Origin of the sequence: Psychrobacter sp. I-STPA6b (genome assembly GCF_020662265.1) — a bacterium.
Taxonomy (GTDB): Bacteria; Pseudomonadota; Gammaproteobacteria; order Pseudomonadales; family Moraxellaceae; genus Psychrobacter.
The window spans coordinates 298,756-321,822 of sequence record NZ_VEWM01000063.1 but is presented as its reverse complement, the minus strand read 5'-3'; the positions used below and the strand labels follow the sequence as shown (position 1 = coordinate 321,822).

17 protein-coding genes and 1 tRNA gene are annotated in these 23,067 nt (G+C 40.4%); 11 read left to right on the top strand and 7 right to left on the bottom strand.

Features of this window, described 5'->3' with window-relative positions; genetic code table 11:
• Positions 1–14 precede the first annotated feature (14 nt).
• Both ffh and FHK88_RS06710 read left to right on the top strand, forming a co-directional pair.
• A complete protein-coding gene (gene ffh / locus FHK88_RS06715; RefSeq protein ID WP_227429965.1) occupies positions 15–1,562 on the top strand; it encodes a signal recognition particle protein in 1,548 nt (515 codons plus the stop codon).
• A 116-nt stretch (positions 1,563–1,678) separates the two neighbouring features.
• Positions 1,679–2,761 (top strand): lipase secretion chaperone, encoded by a 1,083-nt coding sequence (locus FHK88_RS06710; protein WP_227429964.1) that lies wholly within the window; start codon positions 1,679–1,681, stop codon positions 2,759–2,761.
• 39 nt (positions 2,762–2,800) lie between these two features.
• Here the strand turns inward: FHK88_RS06710 and FHK88_RS06705 are convergent, their stop codons facing one another.
• From FHK88_RS06705 to FHK88_RS06690, 4 genes are all read right to left on the bottom strand, one after another.
• Positions 2,801–3,640 (bottom strand): TIGR02452 family protein, encoded by an 840-nt coding sequence (locus FHK88_RS06705; RefSeq protein ID WP_227429963.1) that lies wholly within the window; start codon positions 3,638–3,640, stop codon positions 2,801–2,803.
• A gap of 80 nt (positions 3,641–3,720) precedes the next feature.
• Entirely contained in the window at positions 3,721–4,962 is a 1,242-nt protein-coding gene (locus FHK88_RS06700) for a hypothetical protein (protein WP_227429962.1), read from the bottom strand.
• Positions 4,963–5,069: 107 nt separating this feature from the next.
• Entirely contained in the window at positions 5,070–8,930 is a 3,861-nt protein-coding gene (gene metH, locus FHK88_RS06695) for a methionine synthase (protein ID WP_227429961.1), read from the bottom strand.
• Between the two features lie 216 nt (positions 8,931–9,146).
• The gene (locus FHK88_RS06690; RefSeq protein WP_227429960.1) at positions 9,147–10,676 is read right to left on the bottom strand and encodes an alanine/glycine:cation symporter family protein; all 1,530 of its coding nucleotides are present in this window, start codon (positions 10,674–10,676) and stop codon (positions 9,147–9,149) included.
• An 802-nt stretch (positions 10,677–11,478) separates the two neighbouring features.
• Between FHK88_RS06690 and FHK88_RS06685 the strand changes: the two genes are divergently transcribed.
• From FHK88_RS06685 to FHK88_RS06675, 3 genes are all read left to right on the top strand, one after another.
• Positions 11,479–12,039, top strand: a complete 561-nt coding sequence (locus FHK88_RS06685; protein WP_227430081.1) for a LemA family protein — start codon at positions 11,479–11,481, stop codon at positions 12,037–12,039.
• Positions 12,040–12,103: 64 nt separating this feature from the next.
• Positions 12,104–13,246: a TPM domain-containing protein gene (locus FHK88_RS06680; RefSeq protein WP_227429959.1), complete on the top strand. Its 1,143-nt coding sequence runs from the start codon at positions 12,104–12,106 to the stop codon at positions 13,244–13,246.
• An 82-nt stretch (positions 13,247–13,328) separates the two neighbouring features.
• Positions 13,329–13,853 (top strand): TPM domain-containing protein, encoded by a 525-nt coding sequence (locus FHK88_RS06675; RefSeq protein WP_227429958.1) that lies wholly within the window; start codon positions 13,329–13,331, stop codon positions 13,851–13,853.
• Between the two features lie 72 nt (positions 13,854–13,925).
• Here the strand turns inward: FHK88_RS06675 and FHK88_RS06670 are convergent, their stop codons facing one another.
• Positions 13,926–14,687 carry an NAD-dependent deacylase gene (locus FHK88_RS06670; RefSeq protein WP_227429957.1) on the bottom strand — a complete coding sequence of 254 codons (762 nt, stop codon included), beginning with the start codon at positions 14,685–14,687 and terminating at the stop codon, positions 13,926–13,928.
• A 70-nt stretch (positions 14,688–14,757) separates the two neighbouring features.
• On the opposite strand from FHK88_RS06670, the gene FHK88_RS06665 reads away from it, so the two are divergent.
• Entirely contained in the window at positions 14,758–15,135 is a 378-nt protein-coding gene (locus tag FHK88_RS06665; RefSeq protein ID WP_227429956.1) for a hypothetical protein, read from the top strand.
• Between the two features lie 240 nt (positions 15,136–15,375).
• On the opposite strand, the gene FHK88_RS06660 is transcribed toward FHK88_RS06665, so the two are convergent.
• Positions 15,376–15,452, bottom strand: a tRNA-Arg gene (locus FHK88_RS06660).
• Between the two features lie 373 nt (positions 15,453–15,825).
• Between FHK88_RS06660 and FHK88_RS06655 the strand changes: the two genes are divergently transcribed.
• From FHK88_RS06655 to queF, 5 genes are all read left to right on the top strand, one after another.
• Positions 15,826–16,458 carry a c-type cytochrome gene (locus FHK88_RS06655; RefSeq protein WP_227429955.1) on the top strand — a complete coding sequence of 211 codons (633 nt, stop codon included), beginning with the start codon at positions 15,826–15,828 and terminating at the stop codon, positions 16,456–16,458.
• A gap of 248 nt (positions 16,459–16,706) precedes the next feature.
• A complete protein-coding gene (locus FHK88_RS06650) occupies positions 16,707–18,191 on the top strand; it encodes an alanine/glycine:cation symporter family protein (RefSeq protein WP_227429954.1) in 1,485 nt (494 codons plus the stop codon).
• 225 nt (positions 18,192–18,416) lie between these two features.
• Complete coding sequence (locus FHK88_RS06645) at positions 18,417–19,382, top strand: ABC transporter ATP-binding protein (RefSeq protein ID WP_227429953.1); 966 nt, start codon at positions 18,417–18,419, stop codon at positions 19,380–19,382.
• Between the two features lie 11 nt (positions 19,383–19,393).
• Positions 19,394–20,167 carry an ABC transporter permease gene (locus FHK88_RS06640; RefSeq protein WP_227430080.1) on the top strand — a complete coding sequence of 258 codons (774 nt, stop codon included), beginning with the start codon at positions 19,394–19,396 and terminating at the stop codon, positions 20,165–20,167.
• A gap of 62 nt (positions 20,168–20,229) precedes the next feature.
• Positions 20,230–21,081, top strand: coding sequence for an NADPH-dependent 7-cyano-7-deazaguanine reductase QueF (queF, locus tag FHK88_RS06635; RefSeq protein ID WP_227429952.1), 852 nt, complete (start codon positions 20,230–20,232; stop codon positions 21,079–21,081).
• Positions 21,082–21,177: 96 nt separating this feature from the next.
• On the opposite strand, the gene FHK88_RS06630 is transcribed toward queF, so the two are convergent.
• Entirely contained in the window at positions 21,178–22,893 is a 1,716-nt protein-coding gene (locus FHK88_RS06630; RefSeq protein ID WP_227429951.1) for a proline--tRNA ligase, read from the bottom strand.
• Between the last annotated feature and the right edge of the window lie 174 nt (positions 22,894–23,067).

Genomic DNA, 23,067 nt, shown 5'->3' with positions numbered 1-23,067 from the left:
AACGAGATATTATTATGTTTGATACGTTAACCGAACGTTTATCCACCAGTCTTCGCAATATTGCGGGTACAGGACAGCTTACAGAAGATAACATTAAAGACACGCTACGAGAAGTGCGTATGGCACTGCTTGAAGCAGATGTGGCACTGCCTATTACTCGTGACTTTGTCAAACGTGTTAAAGAAAAGGCACTGGGACAAGAAGTACTTAAAGAGCTAGCACCTGGTCAAGCATTTGTTAAAATCGTTTATGACGAGCTGACAGAGATGATGGGTAGTGCTAACCAACAACTAGAAATGACAGGTAAGCCTCCCATTGTTTATTTATTAGCAGGTCTGCAAGGGGCTGGTAAAACCACTACTGCAGGTAAATTAGCAAAATATCTACAAGATCGTCATAAAAAGAAAGTGATGTTAGTTTCAGCGGACGTTTACCGTCCTGCGGCAATTAAACAGCTAGAGCAGGTCGCCAGTCAGGTAAATGCGCAGTTTGTTTCTTCTAGTGCTGATGAAGATCCTATTGCTATTGCTACTCGTGCCATAGAGCAAGCTAAGGTACAGTATCAAGATATCTTAATTATTGATACCGCTGGTCGCTTACACATTGACGATGCCATGATGGATGAAATCAAGGCACTAACGGCTGCAGTGAATCCATCAGAGACATTGTTTGTGGTTGACTCGATGACGGGGCAAGATGCAGCTAATACTGCCAAAGCCTTTAATGATGCATTGCCATTAACGGGTGTTATCTTGACCAAAACGGATGGTGATGCACGAGGTGGTGCTGCCTTGTCTGTACGTGCGATTACTGAAAAACCCATTAAATTCTTGGGTCGAGGTGAAAAACTTGATGCACTAGAGCCATTCCATCCAGACCGTATTGCCCAGCGTATCTTGGGTATGGGTGATGTATTAAGTTTGGTTGAGCAGGTTGAGCAAAAAATTGACCGTGACAAAGCCGAAAAAATGGCAAAGAAAATCCAAAAAGGTGGTGAGTTTGACCTTGAGGATTTATTAACCCAGTTCCAGCAAATGAAGAATATGGGTGGTATGTCAGGATTTTTAGATAAAATGCCTGGTATGAGTGGTGCAGGTATTCAAAAGGCAGTCGAGGAAGCCAAACCTGAAGAAAAAGTGAAAGAAATGGAAGCCTTGATTAACTCAATGACACCCTTTGAACGTCAGAATCCTGATAAGATTAATCCCAGTCGTAAGCGCCGTATTGCTGCAGGGTCAGGTAAGCAGATTCAGGATGTTAACCGTCTGCTAAAACAACATAAACAGATGGCAAAAATGATGAAGATGCTTTCAAAGCCTGAAGGTATCAGTAAAATGATGAAAGCAGTACAAGGCTTAGCTGGTGGTATGTCCGGTGGTGCAGGGCCTCTATTTGGTGGTAACAAAAATGACCAAGCAGGTGGACAAGGTGCGACCAATCCCATGGAAATGGCAAAAAACATGGGCCTAGATCCTAATAATATGCCAAGTAAAGAAGAGATTGAACGTCAACTAAAAGATGTAGAGCAGAAGCTACCGCCAAGCTTTAAAACTCGCTTCTAGTACATATTGAGTGTGACATCAGTTTGATTGTATATTTGATTGTATAAAAGCAGTGATTTAACCAAATCACTGCTTTTATCTATTGTCTACAAAGGGAACAGACAGGGACGTATTGTATGAAAAAGTCTTTAATACTTTTGATAGGATTGCTAGTTATATTGGTTGCTGGAGTGTTATGGTGGATGTGTCCATCTGCTTCTCCCAAATCAATAGAGCAGGAAACTGTCATACAGGGTGTTACTAGGGAGGACAGTAGTGCTGAGGGGAAAGTAAATCATCAATCACCTAGTCATACTACGAGTCCGAGTCAACAAGTTCAGTCATTTCATACAGGCTTAGAGGCATTGCCCCGCTCACTACAAGGTACAGATGTTGATGGTGATATCATTATCAACCAGAATCAGCAGTTGGTAGTGACAGAGGGGTTACGTCGTTTATTTGATTATTTTTTATCTGCACTGGGTGAAGAAGACGAAAGTACCATTCAAGCACGTGTAGAAGCCTATATTAATTCTCGTACCCCAGAGCCTGCTGCCAGTCAAGCCATTACGATTTTTCATCAATATGTGGCTTATCTGAAAGCTTTGAGTTCGCTTGAAAAGCGCTACGGTCATCTACAAATGCAAGCAACACAAGAAGGGAGTCTTGACCGTTCTCTTATCGCACAACGGACTCAAGATATTGCACGTATTCGTAAACAACACTTTAGCAACGAGACCATTCAGGCTTTTTTTCAGCAAGAAGATCAGCTCAATGATTATACAGTGGCAATGGTTGATATTGCTAATGATACGTCTCTAAATGATGAGCAAAAAGAAGCTGCTAAACAAGAGTATGTCAGTCGTTTACCTGATGGTGCTATAAAACAACGTATACAACAAAGTAATGACTTTACGGCATTGATACGTCGCACAGATGAAATGAAGGCGAAAGGGGCAACTGCTGAAGAACTATTTGCGATGCGTAGTCAAGTAGTCGGTGTGGAAGCTGCCCAGCGATTGGCAGCATTGGATGCTGAAGAAGCAGATTTTGATAAGAGGTTTACTCAGTATCAGCAAGGAAAAAAGGCACTGATCGCTCAGTATGGCAGTCAGCAGCAAGCACAGTCGCAGATTGATATGCTAGAAGCTCAGCTGTTTGATAGCAATGAGCGTAAACGGTTGACAGGATATGCGATGCTAAAAGAGGCTCAGCAGTAGCCATCTGCATTGAATTAAAGACACAAAATATCAAGAGTATCAGCAATCATCAAACTGCCTTGCAAAGGCTTGATAAGTCGCTTGGCTTTGACCTCTATCATAAATGGCAAATACCACCCTATTAAAGACACTGGCAAATTGTGGTTGTGCTAACCAATCAGCAAATACCTCTGCCACCATCTTAGGGTCATTACGAAAGACGCCACAACCCCATGCCCCTAATATGAGCGTTTTATGCCCTCTGGCTTTTGCTACTGCTAATACATAGCCTGCACGTTGGCGTAGCGTCTGCTCAATATTTGCCCAATCATTAGGGTATCGCCTTAAATGTTGTCCTGCATTGGGAGCTGGGGCAGTAATCACTGACGCCAAAAAATAATTGGGTAGTAACTCACGTATATTGAGCCGAAAAAACGGCACTTTGGGTGAATAAATAATATGGTCGGTATAGAGCAATGAGCTTTGTTTGCGATTAATCTCATAATAATCAGGCTGAGTAAGCTGACACAAATACAGCCCTGAACAACGGCACAAGTCTTCTTCTTGTGCTTTTGCCCCATTTAAAAAACCACCACCTGCATTGCGAGCTGAGGCAAAGTTTAATAGCACCACATCATCTATCTTTTCATCGACCACCAGCCGATAAGTGGCTTGTTGTGTGGATTCTGTTGTGACTTCAATCTTAGTTGTAGTTGGGGTGGTGGACAGGGCATTATCTTGGTTTAATAGAGCTTGTAGCTCATCAGGACGAAACAATTCGGTGTGTGTTTCGGCAAATTGTTGCTCAACTGAAAAATCAATCAATGAGCCATCAGTACAAGGTAATTTTCTAGTTTGGCTAATCTCAAGTGTTTGTTTGGCGATACCTTTAAGAGACATGGGGTTTCCTTAATTATAAAATCAATAAATCTAACTAATTATAAGAAAATAGGTGTGTTGAATATGATTGTTAATATATCTTATTTTGGTAAAGGTATCCAAGTTTTATCAATAAAGTTAGGGTTTTTATCTAACATAGGTGAAGTTAACGGTGTTGATGATAAGTACTCTGCTTTTGTCATAAAACATTGTACTCTATCCTTATTTTTATTAATCTCATAAAATGGAGGGCAAAGAATAATATTTTCTCCATCACGGAATATAACCTGAGCCAATAAATAAATGTCACCATTGTATTTATTTTTTGCAGATGCTAAGTAATAATTATCTGTAATTTTGGATTTATTATTAGGTAATAATTCTAATGTGGTGTTTTGTCTCCAAAAAGTTTTAATATTATCGTTTATCTCGGTGAAATTATCAGCCGATATTTTATAGATATTAGCTGTTTGATCCTTAATGCCAACAAATTCTGCGATAGGGGTTTTGATAGTAGTAGTGCTATACAACATAATCATGTTAAATATAAATAATGACAGTATGATGTCTAAAAAATAATGTATTTTTTGATTGCAGGTAATTCTTATACCATAAAAAATACTATAAATAAGCCATATAATAACTAGTAATATAATAGATATGGTGTTTGGCTTGTTAATATTTTGAATGGCAAGAACTAAATGATAAAATGGCATAAAGGATATAATAAATATCGAGAAGAAAAATGAAATAGCACCAAGTATTTTTAAGTTGTATAACTTATATAACTCGTTAAAGTTGTTTTTAGGTTTTTTATTAGAGATATAAAATGTTCTTGTTGAGTAAGTAATAATAATTGTATATGAGAAGATTGAAAGTAGGGTTGTAGTTAAGAATAATATATGGAATATCCATTCAGGACTAACTATCAGTAATAATAATGGGGTGAGAAATAGAGATAATGTGATAAACGCCTGTATTTTTTTATGAAAAGAATTATGAAAATATTGAAACAAATCTAAATTTTCATTGTAAATATATCGCAAGATTATGCTTGGGATTGAGAGTGTGAAAATATAAGAAAGAAAAATAAAAGCAATACCTAAAAAGAAGGCACTTATTGTATTGGTGTTAATAAAAGATAGGTAGGTTTCACTATTAAAACCTATACCACTTAGATAGCTTTTGATAAATAGTCGAGATAGAAAGTAGGCAATTACTGAACCACTAAATATGGTTAGTAAAAGGTTAGAAATAATTTCTTTTGTTAGTGCTATTTTCCAACTTTCATTTAATGGTTCGTTTCTAGTAGTGTTTGGTAGAGTTTCCTGATTTCCCTGCATAATATTTCTCCAAAAAATTGTTTGAAGAAATATTAGTAGTTTAATATTACTAAATCAATGCATAAACCAAAATATACGACAACAAATGTCGTGTATTTTTTATCCCATCACAAATTCGGATTTAACCACTTCTCCGCCGTTTTCATATCCCAGCCCTTACGTTTGGCATAATCCTCTAACTGGTCAGTGCTGATTTTACCGACATTAAAATACACACTTTCAGGGTGCGAATAATAAAAGCCACTCACCGATGACGCAGGCCACATCGCATAGCTTTCGGTCAATGTCGTACCAATGCTATTTTCCGTATCTAGCCAATCAAACAATTTGCCTTTTTCGGTATGTTCAGGGCAAGCAGGATAGCCGGGGGCAGGGCGGATACCGATATATTTTTCTTTGATTAATTCCTCATTACTAAGCTGTTCGTCAGGTTGATAACCCCAGAACTCTTTACGGATACGCTCATGCAAATGCTCGGCAAATGCCTCAGCAAGGCGGTCGCATAAGGCTTGTACCATAATGGCATTATAATCATCAGCTTTGGCTTTATAGTCCTCTGCCATCGGCTCTGCCCCAACAATGGAAACGGTAAAACCACCTAAATAGTCGGTGATTAGTTCCTCCCCCCTATCTTTATTTTCAAGGGGGGAGGTTAGGTGGGGGGTAGGCATAATAAAATCCGCCAAACTATAATTGGGCTTACCACTGGCTTTGTCCGATTGCTGACGCAGATGTTCAAATTGATGCGTCGGCTGTCCACCCTCACTAGGCGGTTTATCATACACCGTCACTGTATCGGGGGCGGTACGTTGTGCAGGCATGATTTTAAAGACCGCTTTTGCCGTTACCAATTTATCATTAATAAAGTCCTGTAGCATGGCTTGGGCATTGTTATATAAGTCATTTGCCTCCTCGCCGACCACCTCATCAGTTAGGATTTTAGGGTATTTACCCACCAATCCCCATGAGATAAAAAACGGTGTCCAGTCAATATAGGGCAACAATTTTTCTAAGGGATAATCATCAAACACCACTTGCCCCAACTGCTTTGGTGTCGGTGGTGTGTAGTTTTGCCAATCGAATTGAAAGCCTTGTTCAATGGATTCTGCATAGCTTAATTTTGCTGATTTTGGTTTACGGTTTGCCAGCCGTTCTCGTACTTTGGCATATTCTGCTCGGGCATCGGCAATCAGCTCAATACGATGCTCAGCGGATAACAGTTTTGTCACCACACCCACTGCTCGTGAGGCATCAGCAACATAAATCACCACATCATTTTGGTATTGTGGTTCGATTTTTACTGCGGTATGGGCTTTGGAGGTGGTCGCTCCGCCAATCATTAACGGCAAGTTCATACCCCGTTCTTGCATTTGTTTGGCGACATAGACCATTTCATCTAGGCTTGGGGTAATTAGCCCTGATAGCCCGATGATGTCGATATTTTCTTTGATGGCGGTATCCAAAATGGTTTCGCAAGGCACCATGACCCCCAAATCCACCACATCATAGCCATTACAGCCCAGCACCACCCCAACGATATTTTTGCCGATATCATGCACATCGCCTTTGACCGTTGCCATCAGCACCCGACCTTTGGTTTCCCCTTCGACTTTTTCTGCCTCAATATAGGGGTTGAGCCATGCCACCGATTGTTTCATTACTCGAGCTGATTTTACCACTTGTGGCAAAAACATTTTACCTGCCCCAAACAAATCACCAACCACATTCATGCCGTCCATCAAAGGCCCTTCAATAACATCAAGCGGTTTGGCATATTTTTGTCGAGCTTCCTCAGTGTCTTGCTCAATATAGGTAGTGATACCTTTGACTAAGGCGTGTTCAATGCGTTTTTCTACTGACTGCTCACGCCATGACAAATCGACCTTACCATCGTTCTTTTTGCCCCCAGCTTGGTAGCTTTCAGCAATGGTCATTAGCCGTTCGGTCGCATCTTGCCCTGATTCGCCTTGATTGCGATTAAGCATCACGTCCTCAATGGCATCTCGGGCATCTTTGGGGATTTCATCATAAACTTCGAGCATTGCAGGGTTTACAATGCCCATGGTCATGCCCGCTTTGATGGCATGATATAAAAATACTGCGTTTATCGCCTCACGAATGGGGTTGCCCCGAAAGCTAAACGACACGTTGGATACACCGCCTGACACCATTGCATTGGGCAGGTTGTCGGTTATCCATTGGGTCGCATTGATAAAATCGACACCGTAATTATTATGCTCAATAATGCCCGTTGCTACCGCAAAAATATTGGGGTCAAAGATAATATCCTCTGAAGGAAAGCCAATTTCATCGACTAAAATGTCATAACTGCGTTTACAAATCTCAATTTTACGAGCTTCTGTATCGGCTTGCCCATCCTCATCAAATGCCATCACAATCACTGCTGAGCCGTAACGCATACATAGTTTTGCCCTTTCGACAAACTCGTTATAGCCTTCTTTTAGTGAAATGGAATTGACAATTGGCTTGCCCTGTGTGCGTTTTAGCCCCTCCTCAATGATGTCCCATTTTGAGGAATCAATCATTAATGGTACTCGGCTAATATCAGGCTCGCTGGCAACCAAATTTAAAAAGTGAATCATTGCCTGTTTAGAATCAAGCATACCCTCGTCCATATTAATATCGACGATTTGACCCCCACCTTCGACTTGGTCACGAGCCACATCTAATGCTTCGGCAAACTTTTCCTCTTTAATTAGACGTAAAAATTTGCGTGAGCCAGTGACATTGGTACGCTCACCAACATTGACAAATAAGCTATTTTTATCAATGTTAAAGGGTTCAAGCCCTGATAAACGGCAGGCAGGGGCAATGTTTGGCACTTCTCTTGGTGGATAATTTGCCACCATATCAGCAATTGCTTTGATATGAGCAGGGGTTGTACCACAGCAACCACCCACAATATTTAAAATATTTGCTTTGGCAAATTCCTCCAACAGCCCTGCGGTTTCCTCTGCTGTTTCATCGTATTCACCAAACTCATTGGGCAAGCCGGCATTGGGGTGAGCAGAGACAAAGGTATTGGCAATGTTTGATAATGTCTGAATATGAGGTTTTAAAGCGTCCGCCCCCAATGCACAGTTAAAGCCCACCGATAAAGGCTTGGCATGGCGTATTGAATTATAAAATGCTTCCGCCGTTTGCCCTGATAACGTTCGCCCTGAGGCATCGGTAATCGTTCCTGAAATCATAATTGGTAATTCAAAACCAATATCAGCAAATACCCCAGTAACGGCAAATATTGCTGACTTAGCATTGAGGGTATCAAAGATGGTTTCAATCAAAATTAAATCGACACCACCTTCAATTAACGCCAGCGTTGCCTCACGATAATTATCCGCCAGTTCATCAAAAGTGACATTGCGGTAAGCAGGGTCATTGACATCAGGAGAAATCGAACAAGTGCGAGAGGTCGGCCCTAACACCCCTGCAACAAAGCGAGGCTTATCAGGGTTGGCATGCGTAAACTCATCGGCAACCTCACGAGCAAGACGAGCGGATTCTCGGTTAATCTCTGGCACAAGCGGTTGCATGTCATAATCTGCCATCGAAATGCGAGTACCATTAAAGCTATTGGTCTCAATAATATCCGCCCCAGCATTTAGATGGTCACGATGAATCTCTTGTATCATCTGTGGTTGCGTCAATACCAACAAATCATTATTACCTTTGACATCTTGGCTAATATCCGCAAATCGCTCTCCACGATAGTCCGCCTCTTGCAAGCCATAAGTTTGGATTTGTGTTCCCATTGCTCCATCAAGCATCAAAATCCGTTTGGCTAACTGCTCAGTAATTCGTTGGCGTACCGTTAGCTGTTGCTCTTTATACGGAAAAACCTCAGGCGGGGTTAGCTTAAACTGGCTTGGGTCATGCGGTGCATGCTGGGTTGGTGCATTGGTTGAAGGGGCATGGCTATGCGTATGGCTATGTTTATCGTGGCTCATAATAAGTTGAATTATTTTCAAAGTGTGGCGATATTATAGCGGTTGTTACGGGAAGGGGGCAGTTTAATTTTAAAAAAGATGGGGTGAAAATATGTTTGAAAATGTCTTTAATGTTTTGATTATCTATAAATAATAGAATTAATATAAAAACCCCCAATATATCGCATATTGGGGGTTTTTATAACTATCAAATTAAGATTAAGAAATTGTTAACAATTAAACGTCTTTATTCTTTAACGCTTCTGCTTTACGATTACGCTCTTCCCAATAAGGGGCATTTTTGATACCAAACTTAGCTGGGTCGAAAGTAAAGTGTTCTACGCCAGCTTTCAGCTGTGCTTCGTAGTCTTTGAGAATGTCCATTGCCGGTTTGGCAACAAAGAAAATCACTAAGATACCAACGATGTTTAACCATGCCATTAAGCCAACACCAACGTCACCTAAGCCCCAGATATAGCCAGCACTGTTTAGACCGCCATAAGCAACCATCAACATAATAAGGACTTTGACAATAAAGATACCAGTTTTGTGCGCACCACGACCAATAAAGCGGGTTAAGTAAGTTACGTTAACTTCGGCAATATAGTAGTATGCCAAGATGGTGGTAAAGGCAAAGAAGAATACCGCAATAGCGATAAAGTTATCACCATAGTTACCATAGACTGCATTCATTGCCATTTGGGTAAAGGCAGGTGAGTTAATCTCCGTAGTGGCAGCGATATTTTGTACTAAGAACTGACCATCAGGTAGGGTACCTTGGATATTGTACATACCAGTAGATAAAATCATAAAGGCAGTCGCTGAACAGACCAGTAGTGTATCTACATAGACTGAAAATGCTTGTACCAAACCTTGTTGCGCAGGATGTTCAACTTCGGCCGCCGCCGCCGCATGAGGGCCTGTACCTTGACCTGCCTCATTAGAGTAGATACCACGTTTGACACCCCAACCGATGGCAGCACCAAAACCAGCTTGTGCAGTGAAAGCATCACCAATAATTTGACTGAATACTTGTGGCACCATGCTGATGTTACTAAACATGATAATAAGAGCTAAAATAATATAACCCACTGCCATAAATGGCACGACGTATTCGGTAAAGGTTGCGATACGTTTGATACCACCAAAGATGATGATACCTAAAACAACTAATACCACAATCAATGCACCTAAGCGATATGTACCAACTTCCATGCCTAGGACATTCATCATTGCACCATCACCCATTACCTGTGTGACCGCATTGACCACACCGTTGGCTTGTACACCGGGTAAGAAGATACCACAAGCAATAATGGCGGAGATGGCAAATAAAATACCATACCATTTTTGACCCAATGCTTTTTCAAAGTAATAAGCGGGGCCACCACGATATTCACCTGTGATTTCATCTTTTTCTTTATAAATCTGTGCAAGCGTAGATTCGGCATAGGCAGTAGATGCGCCTAAGAAAGCGACTATCCACATCCAAAATACTGCACCCGGACCACCAAAACCAATGGCAGCCGCTACCCCTGCAATATTTCCCATACCGACACGCCCAGAGAGTGAGACTGCTAGTGCCTGAAAGGAAGAAATCCCATCTTTACTAGATTTACCACCAAATAATAGGCGGATCATTTCACCAAACAGACGCACCTGTACAAAGCGCGTTAAGATGGAGTAAAACAAACCTGCACCCAAGCACAGGTAGATGAGTGCATTACTCCAGATAATATTATTTAAACCACTAACTAGTGCTTCCATATTTTCCGACTTCCTAAATTACCTTCAAAGCAAATATATTTTGATAATGAATACAAAAGATACTGCTGAAGATAGGTGTTTAGTTAATTGTGATTATCTGTGTACATCTTTAATGTGTCTATAACTAAGTCAGTCTTATTTAGAGTCACATTATCAATAACTTCTTCATAAGATTGATCTATTTTAAAATCATTACGTTCTGAACCATATATGAACACAGTGAGAGAAATAAAAAATATGCTTACTGTGTGCTGGTTTTTTTGTACTGAATTTAAACTGGACAAATCTAAGCATAAATAAGGCATTGAGATGTCAGCAGATAGGTCAATGAAATAGACATATTACACTTGTACACTTTGTTAAAATAATTAACTAAATGTAACTGTAAGTATGCCTAAGTAACTGCAATTTGCCATAAAACACACATAATTACCAGCGTATTTTTTATATGTTGTTATTTTTGTAGTAACTTTGTGTGTCATAAAAGCCGATTTATGGCAAGTCATCGTAAGACTTGATAAGTAATCGAAAAGATTTTTTTAAATTATATAGGGGTTGTTTTTTCGTAACTAGAAATTGCAATAGAGGTTTCGTGCTATCATTATCTAATAGAAGCTGAATGGTTAAATATACTATGTTATAAAGCCATTTTATAAAGTTGACGTGTATTTATCTATTTATTGTTTTAAATCTTAGAGGCTTAGCATATATGAAATTGACATCTGTATTGAGTGCGACAAAATTAAGTGCTGCAAAAATTCACACAGTAATAAAACCATTGGCATTGAGTGCGGTTTTAGTTATGTCTTCTGCCAGTTTGACTGGCTGTGGCTATAATAAACTGCAAGCCCAAGATGAGCAGGTTAATGCTGCATGGTCGCAAGTGGTGAACCAATATCAACGCCGTGCTGATCTTGTGCCAAACTTGGTTAAAGTCGTGAAGCAATATGCTGACCATGAAGAGGCAGTATTTACCGAAGTGGCGCAAGCACGCTCACAAGCAGGTAGTATCCAAGTAACTCCTGAAGTTCTAAACGACCCTCAGGCAATGCAGCAATATGAGCAGGCTCAAGCACAAATGGGTAGTGCATTATCTCGTCTAATGGCAGTCTCTGAGCGTTATCCTGAGTTAAAAGCTGATGCGTTATTCCAAGATTTGCAGGCGCAATTAGAAGGTACAGAAAACCGTATTGCAGTAGAGCGTAAGCGTTATATTGATGAGGTACAGAGCTATAACACCACAGTGCGTCAGTTTCCAACCAATATCACGGCAAAAGTTTTTGGAATGGATACCAAGCCAAACTTTAGTGTCGAAAATGAACAAGCTATCTCAACAGCACCAGAGGTTAACTTTGGTGATTAAAATGCGTACTTAGTTTTGCGTTGTTTTTAATTTATTTAACTATATTAATAGAGTCAGATTGATTATGGAAAAAAGGACAGCCCTAGCCCCATTACTATTAAGTTTGAGTTTGGTGTTGCCAATCGCGGGCTGGGCTGAGCCAAATACTCAACAAAATCAAAATCTTACCAATAACAGTGTGGACGATATGGTCGCCATTGCGCAAGCAGGGCAACATAATGACGCCATTGCTGAAGCACAAGATACAGTGATTGGTGACTTTGTTGGGTCAAACACGGAGACTAATGATACTGTTACAGCCAGTAGTTCTAAAGATAATACAACGCCTAGACGCTCAAATGTTCAAAACTTCGATGACAGTCAGTTTTATGACTATGTCATGGATGAGGCACAAATTTTAAGCTCAGATGAAAAGCAAAGACTATCGCAAAAATTAAATACTTTATATCATCAAGGACTGGGGCAGATTGCTGTTTTGACAGTGCCTACCACTAATGGTAGACCAATTGTTGATTATGCCGTTGAAAAGGCACATGGTTTTGGTATTGGGGATGCTAAAAATGATGATGGCGTTTTAATCGTTGTTGCTGTTAATGATAGAGATATGTATATCGTTACAGGATACGGACGAGAAGGTGTGCTACCAGATGTGGTACTAAAACGCATTATCCGTAATGACATTACTCCTTATTTTAAGCAAAGTGATTATGCTGGTGGTTTAATAGCAGGTATTAACCGTATTGAGGAACGTTTAACCACAGACCCTGAGGTATTAGCACAAGCAGATGCACAGGCAAAAAAAGTATCTACAGACAGCGCTCAAGAGGATGTGTCCCCGATTGCATTATTAATTATGGCATTTATCTTTGGTATGTTCTTAACCAATTTGTTGGGACGTGTTTTGGGTGCAACTGTCACTTCGGGTGGGTTTTTCTTTATTGCATGGATGACAGGAACTGGCTTTATATTTAGCTTAATTATGGCGATATTTTTATGGTTCTTCTTGACCGCTCGTGGCTCAGGAGGCAGTGGCGGTGGTTCGGGTCGAGGTGGCCGTGGTGGTGGCGGTGGTGTTGTTTTCTTCCCAAGCGGAGGCGGTTTTGGAGGTGGCGGCTTCTCTGGTGGAGGCGGTGGCTTTGGCGGTGGTGGATTCACTGGCGGAGGTGGTGGTGGATTTGGTGGCGGTGGTGCCGGTGGCTCATGGTAGCACGTCTGGAGTCATAGCCTTATCAAACCTATCAATCAGACATATATTTTAGGTAAGTGAACATAGAATCTGGAATAAAAATATGCAACAAGAACAAGCTGAGACACAACCTAGCTTTGCCAGATGGTGGCGACAAGTATTGTATGTCCCCATGCTTCATAGTAAGTGGCTCACTGAGGAGATGCAACAGCGCTTGACCAATAAAGTAACACAAGCTGAGCAAGGACATAGAGGTGAAGTGTTTTTAATTATTGAGCATCACTTGCCTATCCAGTCTGCTTACCATCAAGATTGTCGCCATCGTGCTGTAGATTTATTTAGCCAATACCGTGTTTGGGATACTGAGGAAAATACAGGTGTGTTGGTGTATGTTAATATCTGCGAGCATGATCTAGAAATTGTCGCTGATAGAGGGATTAGCTCACACGTTAGCCCAACGGTTTGGCAAGCGATGTGTGATAAAGCTCTGGCTGGTATGGCGCAAGATAAAGTAGAGGAAAGTCTATCAGAGCTGTTAGAAGAAATTGGTCAATTATTACGACAATACTATTATCTAGGAAATGATCCTGCTGGTAATGAGTTACCTGATGGGGTAGTGGTTTTGTAGAGCTAAGTAAATTCCATCACTAGGGTCTATGAAACAGACCCTAGAAAATTCCAAATATAGATTTTAAAAAAGTTATTCTAACTCAAGTAGTTGTTCTACTAAGACAGGCAGTGCATCCCCTGCTTTTGCCTGAATTTGAATATCAACCATTGGATTGTCTGTAGGATTGGGGTTAATCTCAATAATTTTTGCCCGTTGTGGGTTGTATTTTGCCAATTCTGCCAATCCTGCAGCAGGATAGACGATACTTGAAGTACCAATAGCAATAAACACCTCACAACGTGTTACAGCCATTTGTGCATCACGCCATTCTTGTTGTGGCAAAATTTCACCAAACCATACAATATCTGGACGAATATAACCTGAGCAATGCTGGCAATGAAGCAGTGCTGAGTTTTCATAATCAACAGGCAAATCATAAGGTAAATCACAACGACTACAACGATTTTTCCAAAGATGACCATGTAAATGGGTTACTGTACTGCCTGCTTGTTCATGTAAATCATCCACATTTTGGGTGATTAAGGTCATCCCTGAGAGCTGTTTTTGCCAACGTGCCAAGGCTTGATGGGCAGGATTGGGTTTTTTATCTTTGACCAAATGACGTCGCCATTGATACCATGACCATACCAAACTAGGGTTACGTTCAAATGCACCAATATTTGCCAAGTCTTCGGCACGATAGTTTTCCCAAAGTCCTGTTTGTTTATCTCGGAAAGTTGGGATACCACTTTCTGCTGAAATACCAGCACCTGTTAAAATGCAGATATGGTTGTGCTGGCGGATATAGTCACTTGCTTGACTAATATATTGCTGTTGTTGAGGTGATAACATGGTTATTCCATCATGATAGGTTGTAAATATAGGGTCTAATTTAATATTGATGAATTGTGGCGAGTAAAATATGACACTTGGAACATTAGATGGTATTTGGTGGCTCATAATTATTGTGCTAGTAACAGGTGGTCTAGCATTGATGGCGTTAAAGCGCTCACCACAGCACACACATGCTCAAAACGCCAAAGATAAGCACGCAACGCTTAACAATACCAGCATACCAAAAAATTTACTAAAACTCAGAAAGTTTATACAAAGCAATTTTCCAGAATATGACGTAGCGACACGCGCACATCATCTACTGCTAACACAGCAAGGTAGAAAAGTGGCGATGTTGACAATGGATACAAAAATAGAGGTGGGTAGTCGGGAGCTTGGCGGAGTAAAGGTTATTAACTTACATCGGATACCAAATAAAGTACAGTTAGCAGAGTTGCTGCGTTAAAGTTGAGTGCAATTATTTTTGACTAGGGGCTGTTGAACCTTCATCTTCATAGGAAAATAGAGATACTGATTTTAATAAGCAGTGTCTTAGTCAAGACAATGAACGCAGAATAAGGCAAATTTAGCCAATTTTTACATGAAAGTAAAAAGTAGCTGTATTCCTTGCAGATATTAGTCTAACGGGGTGAAAGTTCAACAGAGCCTAGCTATTTGACTAACTAAGGTAGCTATAGAATAGAAATGGTGCGCTCGGCGGGAATCGAACCCACGACCCTCGGCTTCGGAAACCGATACTCTATCCAACTGAGCTACGAGCGCATATTTTGTGGTGGCAAACAGTGGTAAAAATTCTAAGTAACTTTATCTTTTATATCAGGATAGATATAAAGATAATTTAAGTAGTTGGTTTTATCCTGTTTACAAGACCGCTTAGTCTAGCAAAATTCACTAAAAAAGCCAATGGGCTGTATCAATTGTACTGATGATAAAACAATAATCCACTAAGTCATAAATCAGGCATAGCAATCTACCTTACTTTTCCCTTATAATATCATGGAGAACATAGTTTATTATCGACGTTTATCATTCACCAGCCAGCCATGGTACCTAAGAACCTACTATCATGCAATATGATATGACAATAAGGTTAACCATTATGCTCGCTCGAACATGCAATAAGAGAACGTGACGAATGAAAAAAGTGCTTATATTATCAGCTGCCGCCATCCTAGGTATATCCAGTATTGCCGTTAGTCAGGCTGAAGAAGTCACAAATGATGCTGCGGCATCTACCACAGAAGTTAGCGAAGCATCAGCAGATGAAGCAACGACAGATGCTGAATCAACAGATGATGCCAGTGCCTCTGAAGAAGAACCAGTTGATGCAGACGGCTCAGAAGAGCAAGTTGAGACAGCTCAAATAGATGAAGCAGAATCTGCTCCAGTAGATAGCCCCCAAGTACAAAAGCTAATAGCACTTTATCCACAGTTGGTATCCCGTATTGAACCTTATGGTAAAGTTTGTTTCCAAGGCGAGGACTGTGATGTTACTGTAACAGCAACAGGACCATCAGCAGATGGTAAGCCTCGTGATGGTAAAGCAGTGTATGATGCTATTTGTCATACTTGTCACGCAGCAGGGCTATTGGGTGCGCCGAAGTATGGTGATGCTGGTGCATGGGGACCACGTATTGCTCAAGGCAAAGCCACTTTATATGACCATGCGATTCATGGTATTGGAGCAATGCCTGCAAAAGGTGGTGCTGATATTCCAGATGAAGAAGTGGAAAATGCTGTAAACTACATGGTCGAAGCTGCTAGTTAAGAGTTGTTAGGCTTTTTCTAGTTCAATATTTACTGATTAAGCTAAAAAAACGCTTACCTTATTGGAGGTAGGCGTTTTTTATTATTCATTGTATTTGCGTGGATAAATAAACTATTTTATTAATTGATAATGAAAATTATTTACATATAATGGAGTTTTTTATCGTCATTGATAGCTCTTCGGCGTACAATAGGCGCTTTTCTGGTATTGTATTTATTATGTAATGCCAAAGTATAATGGAGTAGGGTATGTTTGAATGGTTTAATAACCTAGTCAATGCTGGTGTTAGCCTTATTTGGGGTAACAATGATTGGCTAATTATGAATAATCCATGGTATGGATTATTGGTGTTTTTATTGATTGGTGCGGGTTTGTATTTTACCGTAGTAACACGATTTATTCAGTTTCGCCACTTTTTTCATATGTGGGGACTGCTCAAATCATCAGGTCAAGGTCGGAAAGATGGTGGTATTAGCTCATTTGAAGCATTAATGACCTCATTGGCAGCCCGTGTGGGTACAGGTAACTTGGCAGGGGTAGCGATTGCTATCTATCTAGGTGGCCCCGGTGCAGTCTTTTGGATGTGGATGACTGCAATTTTGGGAATGTCAACCAGTTTTATTGAGTCATCTTTAGCACAGGCTTACAAGATTCCACATACTGATAATGTTTATCGTGGTGGTCCTGCGTACTATATCCAAGAAGGGCTTAAAATGCGCTGGCTGGCAATATTGTTTGCCCTTTGCTTATTGATGGCGTTTGGTTTGGCATTCAATGGTGTGCAGGCGAATACCATTGCACAGGCGACTAGAGAGGCATTTAATGTGCCAGAGTGGATAACGGGACTGGTGTTAGTAGCACTGGTTGCCCCCATTGTTTTTGGTGGTATGCGCTCAGTTGCCCGAGTTGCTGGTAAAGTTGTACCTCTGATGGCAATTCTATATATTTTGTTGGCATTATTTATTATTGTTACTAACTTTAGCCAGTTTCCTGCTGCCATTGCACATATCTTTAAATCTGCATTTGGTCTAGAGCAAGCTGCTGGTGGTGTGCTGGGTTATGGTATCGCTCAGGCAATGATTAATGGTATCAAGCGTGGTTTGTTTTCAAACGAAGCTGGTATGGGTTCTGCACCTAATGCGGCAGCCGCAGCAAAAACGAGCCCTAACCATCCTGCAACGCAAGGTTTTATGCAGATGTTAGGTGTGTTTATGGATACATTGGTTATCTGTACAGCAACGGCTTCGATTATCATTTTATCAGGTGTGGTTAATCCAGATGTGGAGCAAGAAGGTATTCAGCTAACTCAGTTTGCACTATCACAATATGTGGGTGACATGGGTGTATACTTTGTGGCAATTGCGATTTTCTTCTTCTCATTTACATCTATTATTGCCAATTATAGCTATGGTGAGTCGAATATTGAATTTATCGCAGGTGATAAAAATGCCAAATGGGCAGTGATGTTACTACGTGTTGCCTTATTAGCGATGGTATTTGTTGGCTCTATGGCAAGTTTACCAGCCGTTTGGAACTTTGCTGACTTATCTATGGGGTTAATGGCGATTATTAACTTAATTGCGATTTTATGGCTATCACCAGTGGCATTGCGAATTTTACGTGACTATGAAAATCAAGTAAAAGCAGGCAAATCACCTGAGCAAATTACTTTTGATCCAGATAAATTTATTAAACTTAAAAGTGAAGCAAACCGTGAGGCTTGGGATGATTAATTGTTAGATGATTAGTGGTTATTGACTGGCTGATATGGATTTGTAATTATTAGCTGTTGATATAATCTAACTGACATCTAAAATCGGGTGTATTAAATATTCAATAACTTGAGTGTTTAATATGCCCGTATCTATTTTATGGTATACAGTTTTTTAACCTTGAACCGATAAGATATGACCCCAACATCTTAATTTCATTCCGATTAATTCACAGACCATTACCTTATGACTGATGCTACTCCTGCTTTACAAATCGAACATTTATCAAAAACGTATGCCAATGGTTTTTCCGCACTCAAAGATGTGTCCTTAACTGTTCCTCAAGGGGGATTTTTTGCATTATTAGGGCCAAATGGTGCGGGGAAGTCAACGATGATTGGCATTATTAGTTCGTTGTTCCGACCAACTTCTGGTAGTGTGCATATTTTTGGGACAGATTTATTGCAAAATCCTTCAGTGGCAAAGCAATATTTGGGGGTTGTACCACAGGAATTTAATTTTAATCAGTTTGAAAAAGTACAAGACATTTTGATTACGCAGGCAGGCTACTTTGGTATTTCAGCCAAAGAAGCGCAACCTCGTGCCAAAAAGTTACTGACTGCACTGGGATTATGGGACAAACGTGATAATAAAGCCCGTGAGTTATCTGGTGGGATGAAGCGACGTTTGATGATTGCTCGAGCATTGATTCATAAGCCTAAATTATTGATATTAGATGAGCCAACCGCAGGTGTGGATATTGAGTTACGCCGTTCTATGTGGGCGTTTATGGAGCAGATAAATCAAGAAGAAAATACCACCATTATTCTAACTACCCATTATTTGGAAGAGGCGGAGCAATTGTGTCGGCATATTGCCATTCTGGATCATGGTGAAATTCGTATTAACACCAATATGAAAGATTTATTGACTCAGTTATCTGTTGAAACCTTTGTATTTGATTTAGCACAACCATTATCTTCTATACCATCGTTGCAAGGCGTCACAGAAGTCGTGCAACCAGATGCACTAACCCTTGAGGTGACATTAAGTGAGAATGAGTCGTTAAATGCGGTGTTTGCACAGCTTTCTGCATCTAATATTACGGTGTTAAGTATGCGTAATAAAGCCAATCGTTTAGAAGAGCTGTTTATGCGACTGGTAGATAAAGGTGATGCAACCACAAAGAGCATGAGTGAGGCAGGGCTATGAGTAGTACAGGTATGACTTGGGCAAAAAAATGGATTGCTTTTCGCACCATATTGTTCAAAGAAGTGCGTCGAATTGTGCGTATTTGGCCACAGACACTCTTACCTCCTGTGATTACCATGACTTTATATTTTATTATCTTTGGTAAGATGATAGGCTCAAGAGTCGGGGATATGGGCGGTGTGCCTTATATGCAGTTTATTGTACCGGGTCTCATTATGATGGCGGTAATTACCAACAGCTATTCTAATGTGGTGTCTAGTTTTTTTAGTGCCAAATTTCATGCCAGTATCGAAGAGCTGTTGGTGTCGCCTGTATCAAAGCATGCCATTTTACTTGGTTACATTGGTGGTGGTGTGTTTCGTGGTTTAGGGATAGCCTTGATTGTATCTATTGTTGCGTTGTTTTTTACTCAGCTTAGTGTGGTACATATTTTTGTGACGTTATTTACAGTATTGGGGACATCAATATTATTTTCATTGGGAGGCTTTATCAATGCTATGTTTGCCCGTTCCTTTGATGACATTTCGATTGTACCCAGTTTTATATTGACACCTCTGACTTATTTGGGTGGGGTATTTTATTCTATGGAGAATTTGTCACCATTTTGGCAAAATGTCTCTTTGCTTAATCCTATTGTTTATATGGTGAATGCGTTCCGTTATGGTATTTTGGGCTACTCTGATGTTAACGTGTGGTATTCGATGCTGGCGATGTTGGTATTTTGTGTGTTGTTCTATGGCATTGCCTATAAATTTCTGCAAGATGGCTCACGTATTCGGCTGTAGATGCTAAGCTCCTATATAATTAAAAACAGATATTAAAAAACAGATAGTAAAAAGGTCTTTTTATGAGTATACATGGTGTATTGGGTGAGTCTACTAGCTATCCCAAAACTTATTCCCCTGAGGTGCTATATCCTATTAGTAGAGCACTTGGACGTGGGCATATCAATTATGATGCCAATAAATTGTGTGTGGGTGTCGATTGGTGGCATGCTTTTGAAGTGTCATGGTTAGATGCACAAGGTATTTCACAAGTAGCTTTGGCGCGATTTAGTATTCCTGCAACCTCTGCCAATATTGTTGAATCAAAGTCTTTAAAACTATATCTAAACAGTTTGAATTTTACCCAGTTTGCTGATTGGCAGTCTGTACAAGAGACGATTAGCAAGGATTTGTCCAATGCAGTAGGTACATCTGTTAATGTGCAACTTTTTAAGTTAGCGGATGTGAATAGCCATTCGGGACTGTTGATTGATAAGCCACAAGGACAATGTATTGACCAAGCATTGGCACAAAGTAAAGAAAAAGTTGTCTTAACTGAGCATCCAGATGCCAGTCAGTTAGGGGAAAAAATCAGCACAGAGGCGGTGGTTGAGTATCAGCTTTATTCAGACTTGCTACGTAGTAACTGTCCTGTGACCAATCAGCCTGACTGGGGAACATTGGCAATACAGATGCGTAGCTCAGTTGCAGTGAATGAGGCGAATTTGCTCAAATATATTCTAAGTTTCCGCCAACATAATGGCTTTCATGAGCAGTGTGTAGAGCAGATATTTGCTGATTTAACTCAGCATTTTAATCCTGAATCATTGATGGTGCGGGCATGGTATACTCGCCGTGGTGGTATTGATATTAATCCATGTCGGGTTAGTGATTTGGCACTATTGCCTAAGCCAAGTCGTCTTATACGTCAGTAAAAAGGAAGTCATTTAACTTTAGAGTTTATGACAAAATAAAAAAGAACCTCAATTGAGGTTCTTTTTTTATGATAGAATCATAACACATACTTTAGATTAGGTACGTACTTTAGCCATTACCTCTTCACGACTGAGTAACTGCTTTTCTCCATCACGGCGATTGACATATTCAAACTTACCTTCTGCCAGATTGCGGTCAGAAACGACAATACGATGTGGAATACCAATTAACTCAAGGTCAGCAAACTTCACACCAGGGCGTTCATTACGGTCATCAAGCAACACATTTAGCCCCTGTGCTTTTAACTCTTCATACAGTGCAGTTGCGGTATCCAGCACCGTATCTTCTTTGGATTTCATTGGTACAATGGCGATATCAAATGGTGCGATAGAGTCAGCAGGGTCAGGGGTTTGTGTCCAGATAATGCCATTATCATCATGGCTTTGCTCAATGGCAGCAGCAATAATACGACTCACACCAATACCATAACAGCCCATCATGAGTGTTACAGGCTTACCTTGCTCGCCAGAGACAGCACAGCCAAGTGCTTGAGAGTACTTATCACCCAACTGGAAGATATGCCCAACCTCAATACCACGTTTGATTTGTAGTGTACCTTTACCATCAGGAGATGGGTCGCCTTCGACAACATCACGAATATCAACCACACGAGTAATTGTCGCATCACGCTCCCAGTTCATACCTGTTGTGTGATGGTTAGGAATATTTGCACCACTAACAAAGTCAGATAATGCTGCTGCTGCACGGTCAACAAATACAGGCATATCTAAATCAACACTGATATAGCCTTTATGTAGTCCTGCATCACGTATTTCTTCTTCGGTTGCCATCGTAAATGGCACATTCACTTCTTCAATTTTTTCAGCTTTAATGGTATTGAGAGTATGGTCTCCACGTAATACCAGTGCAACTAATTGTGCATTACCTTCACTATCATGACCATTAACAATCAAAGTTTTTGCCATCTGTGATAATGGAATATCTAAATACTCAGCTACCTGCTCGCATGTTGGCATATCCACGGTCTCAACATTGTTACGAGGCTGGCTAGGTGCTTGACGCTCGGCGGTACAGATTGCCTCTGCAAGCTCAATATTGGCAGCAAATTCAGAGCTATCAGAAAATACAATACTGTCTTCACCACTGTCTGCTAGTACCTGAAACTCATGTGAAGCAAAACCACCAATAGAGCCAGTATCTGCTTGTACTGCACGGAAATCTAAGCCTAAACGAGTAAAAATACGGCTATATGCTTCATACATATCTTGATAAGTCTGTGCTAATGAAGCTTGATCAATATGAAAGGAATACGCATCTTTCATCGTAAACTCACGCGCACGCATAATCCCAAAGCGTGGACGTATCTCATCACGGAATTTACTTTGGATTTGGAAAAATGTCATGGGTAGTTGTTTATAACTACGCAACTCATTACGTGCCAAATTGGTGATGACTTCTTCATGCGTTGGTCCAAGTACAAAATCACGCTCATGACGGTCTTTAAAACGTAGCAACTCAGGACCATAATCATCAAAGCGTCCAGACTCTTGCCACAGTTCAGCAGGCTGAGTCATTGGCATCAGTATCTCTTGTGCATTGATACGAAGCATCTCTTCACGCACGATACGCTCTACCTTTTGTAAAACTCGCAACCCCATTGGTAGCCATACATACAGACCAGAAGCAAGCTTACGAATCAGCCCCGCGCGTAGCATTAATTGGCTAGATACAATATCGGCATCACTGGGTGTTTCTTTTAACGTAGCAAATAAAAACTGACTGGCTTTCATAAATAACCTGATTTAAATAAAAAATGTAAAGGAATAGTGACGACAACAGCTATAGATTCATAATAAAAAATTATTTATATTACATAAATAATCGTTGTAAATATTTTTGAACGGTTTTATGAATCGTTGGCTTATGATGTTGACGACATTGTTATTACAGAGTGAAACAAGTCA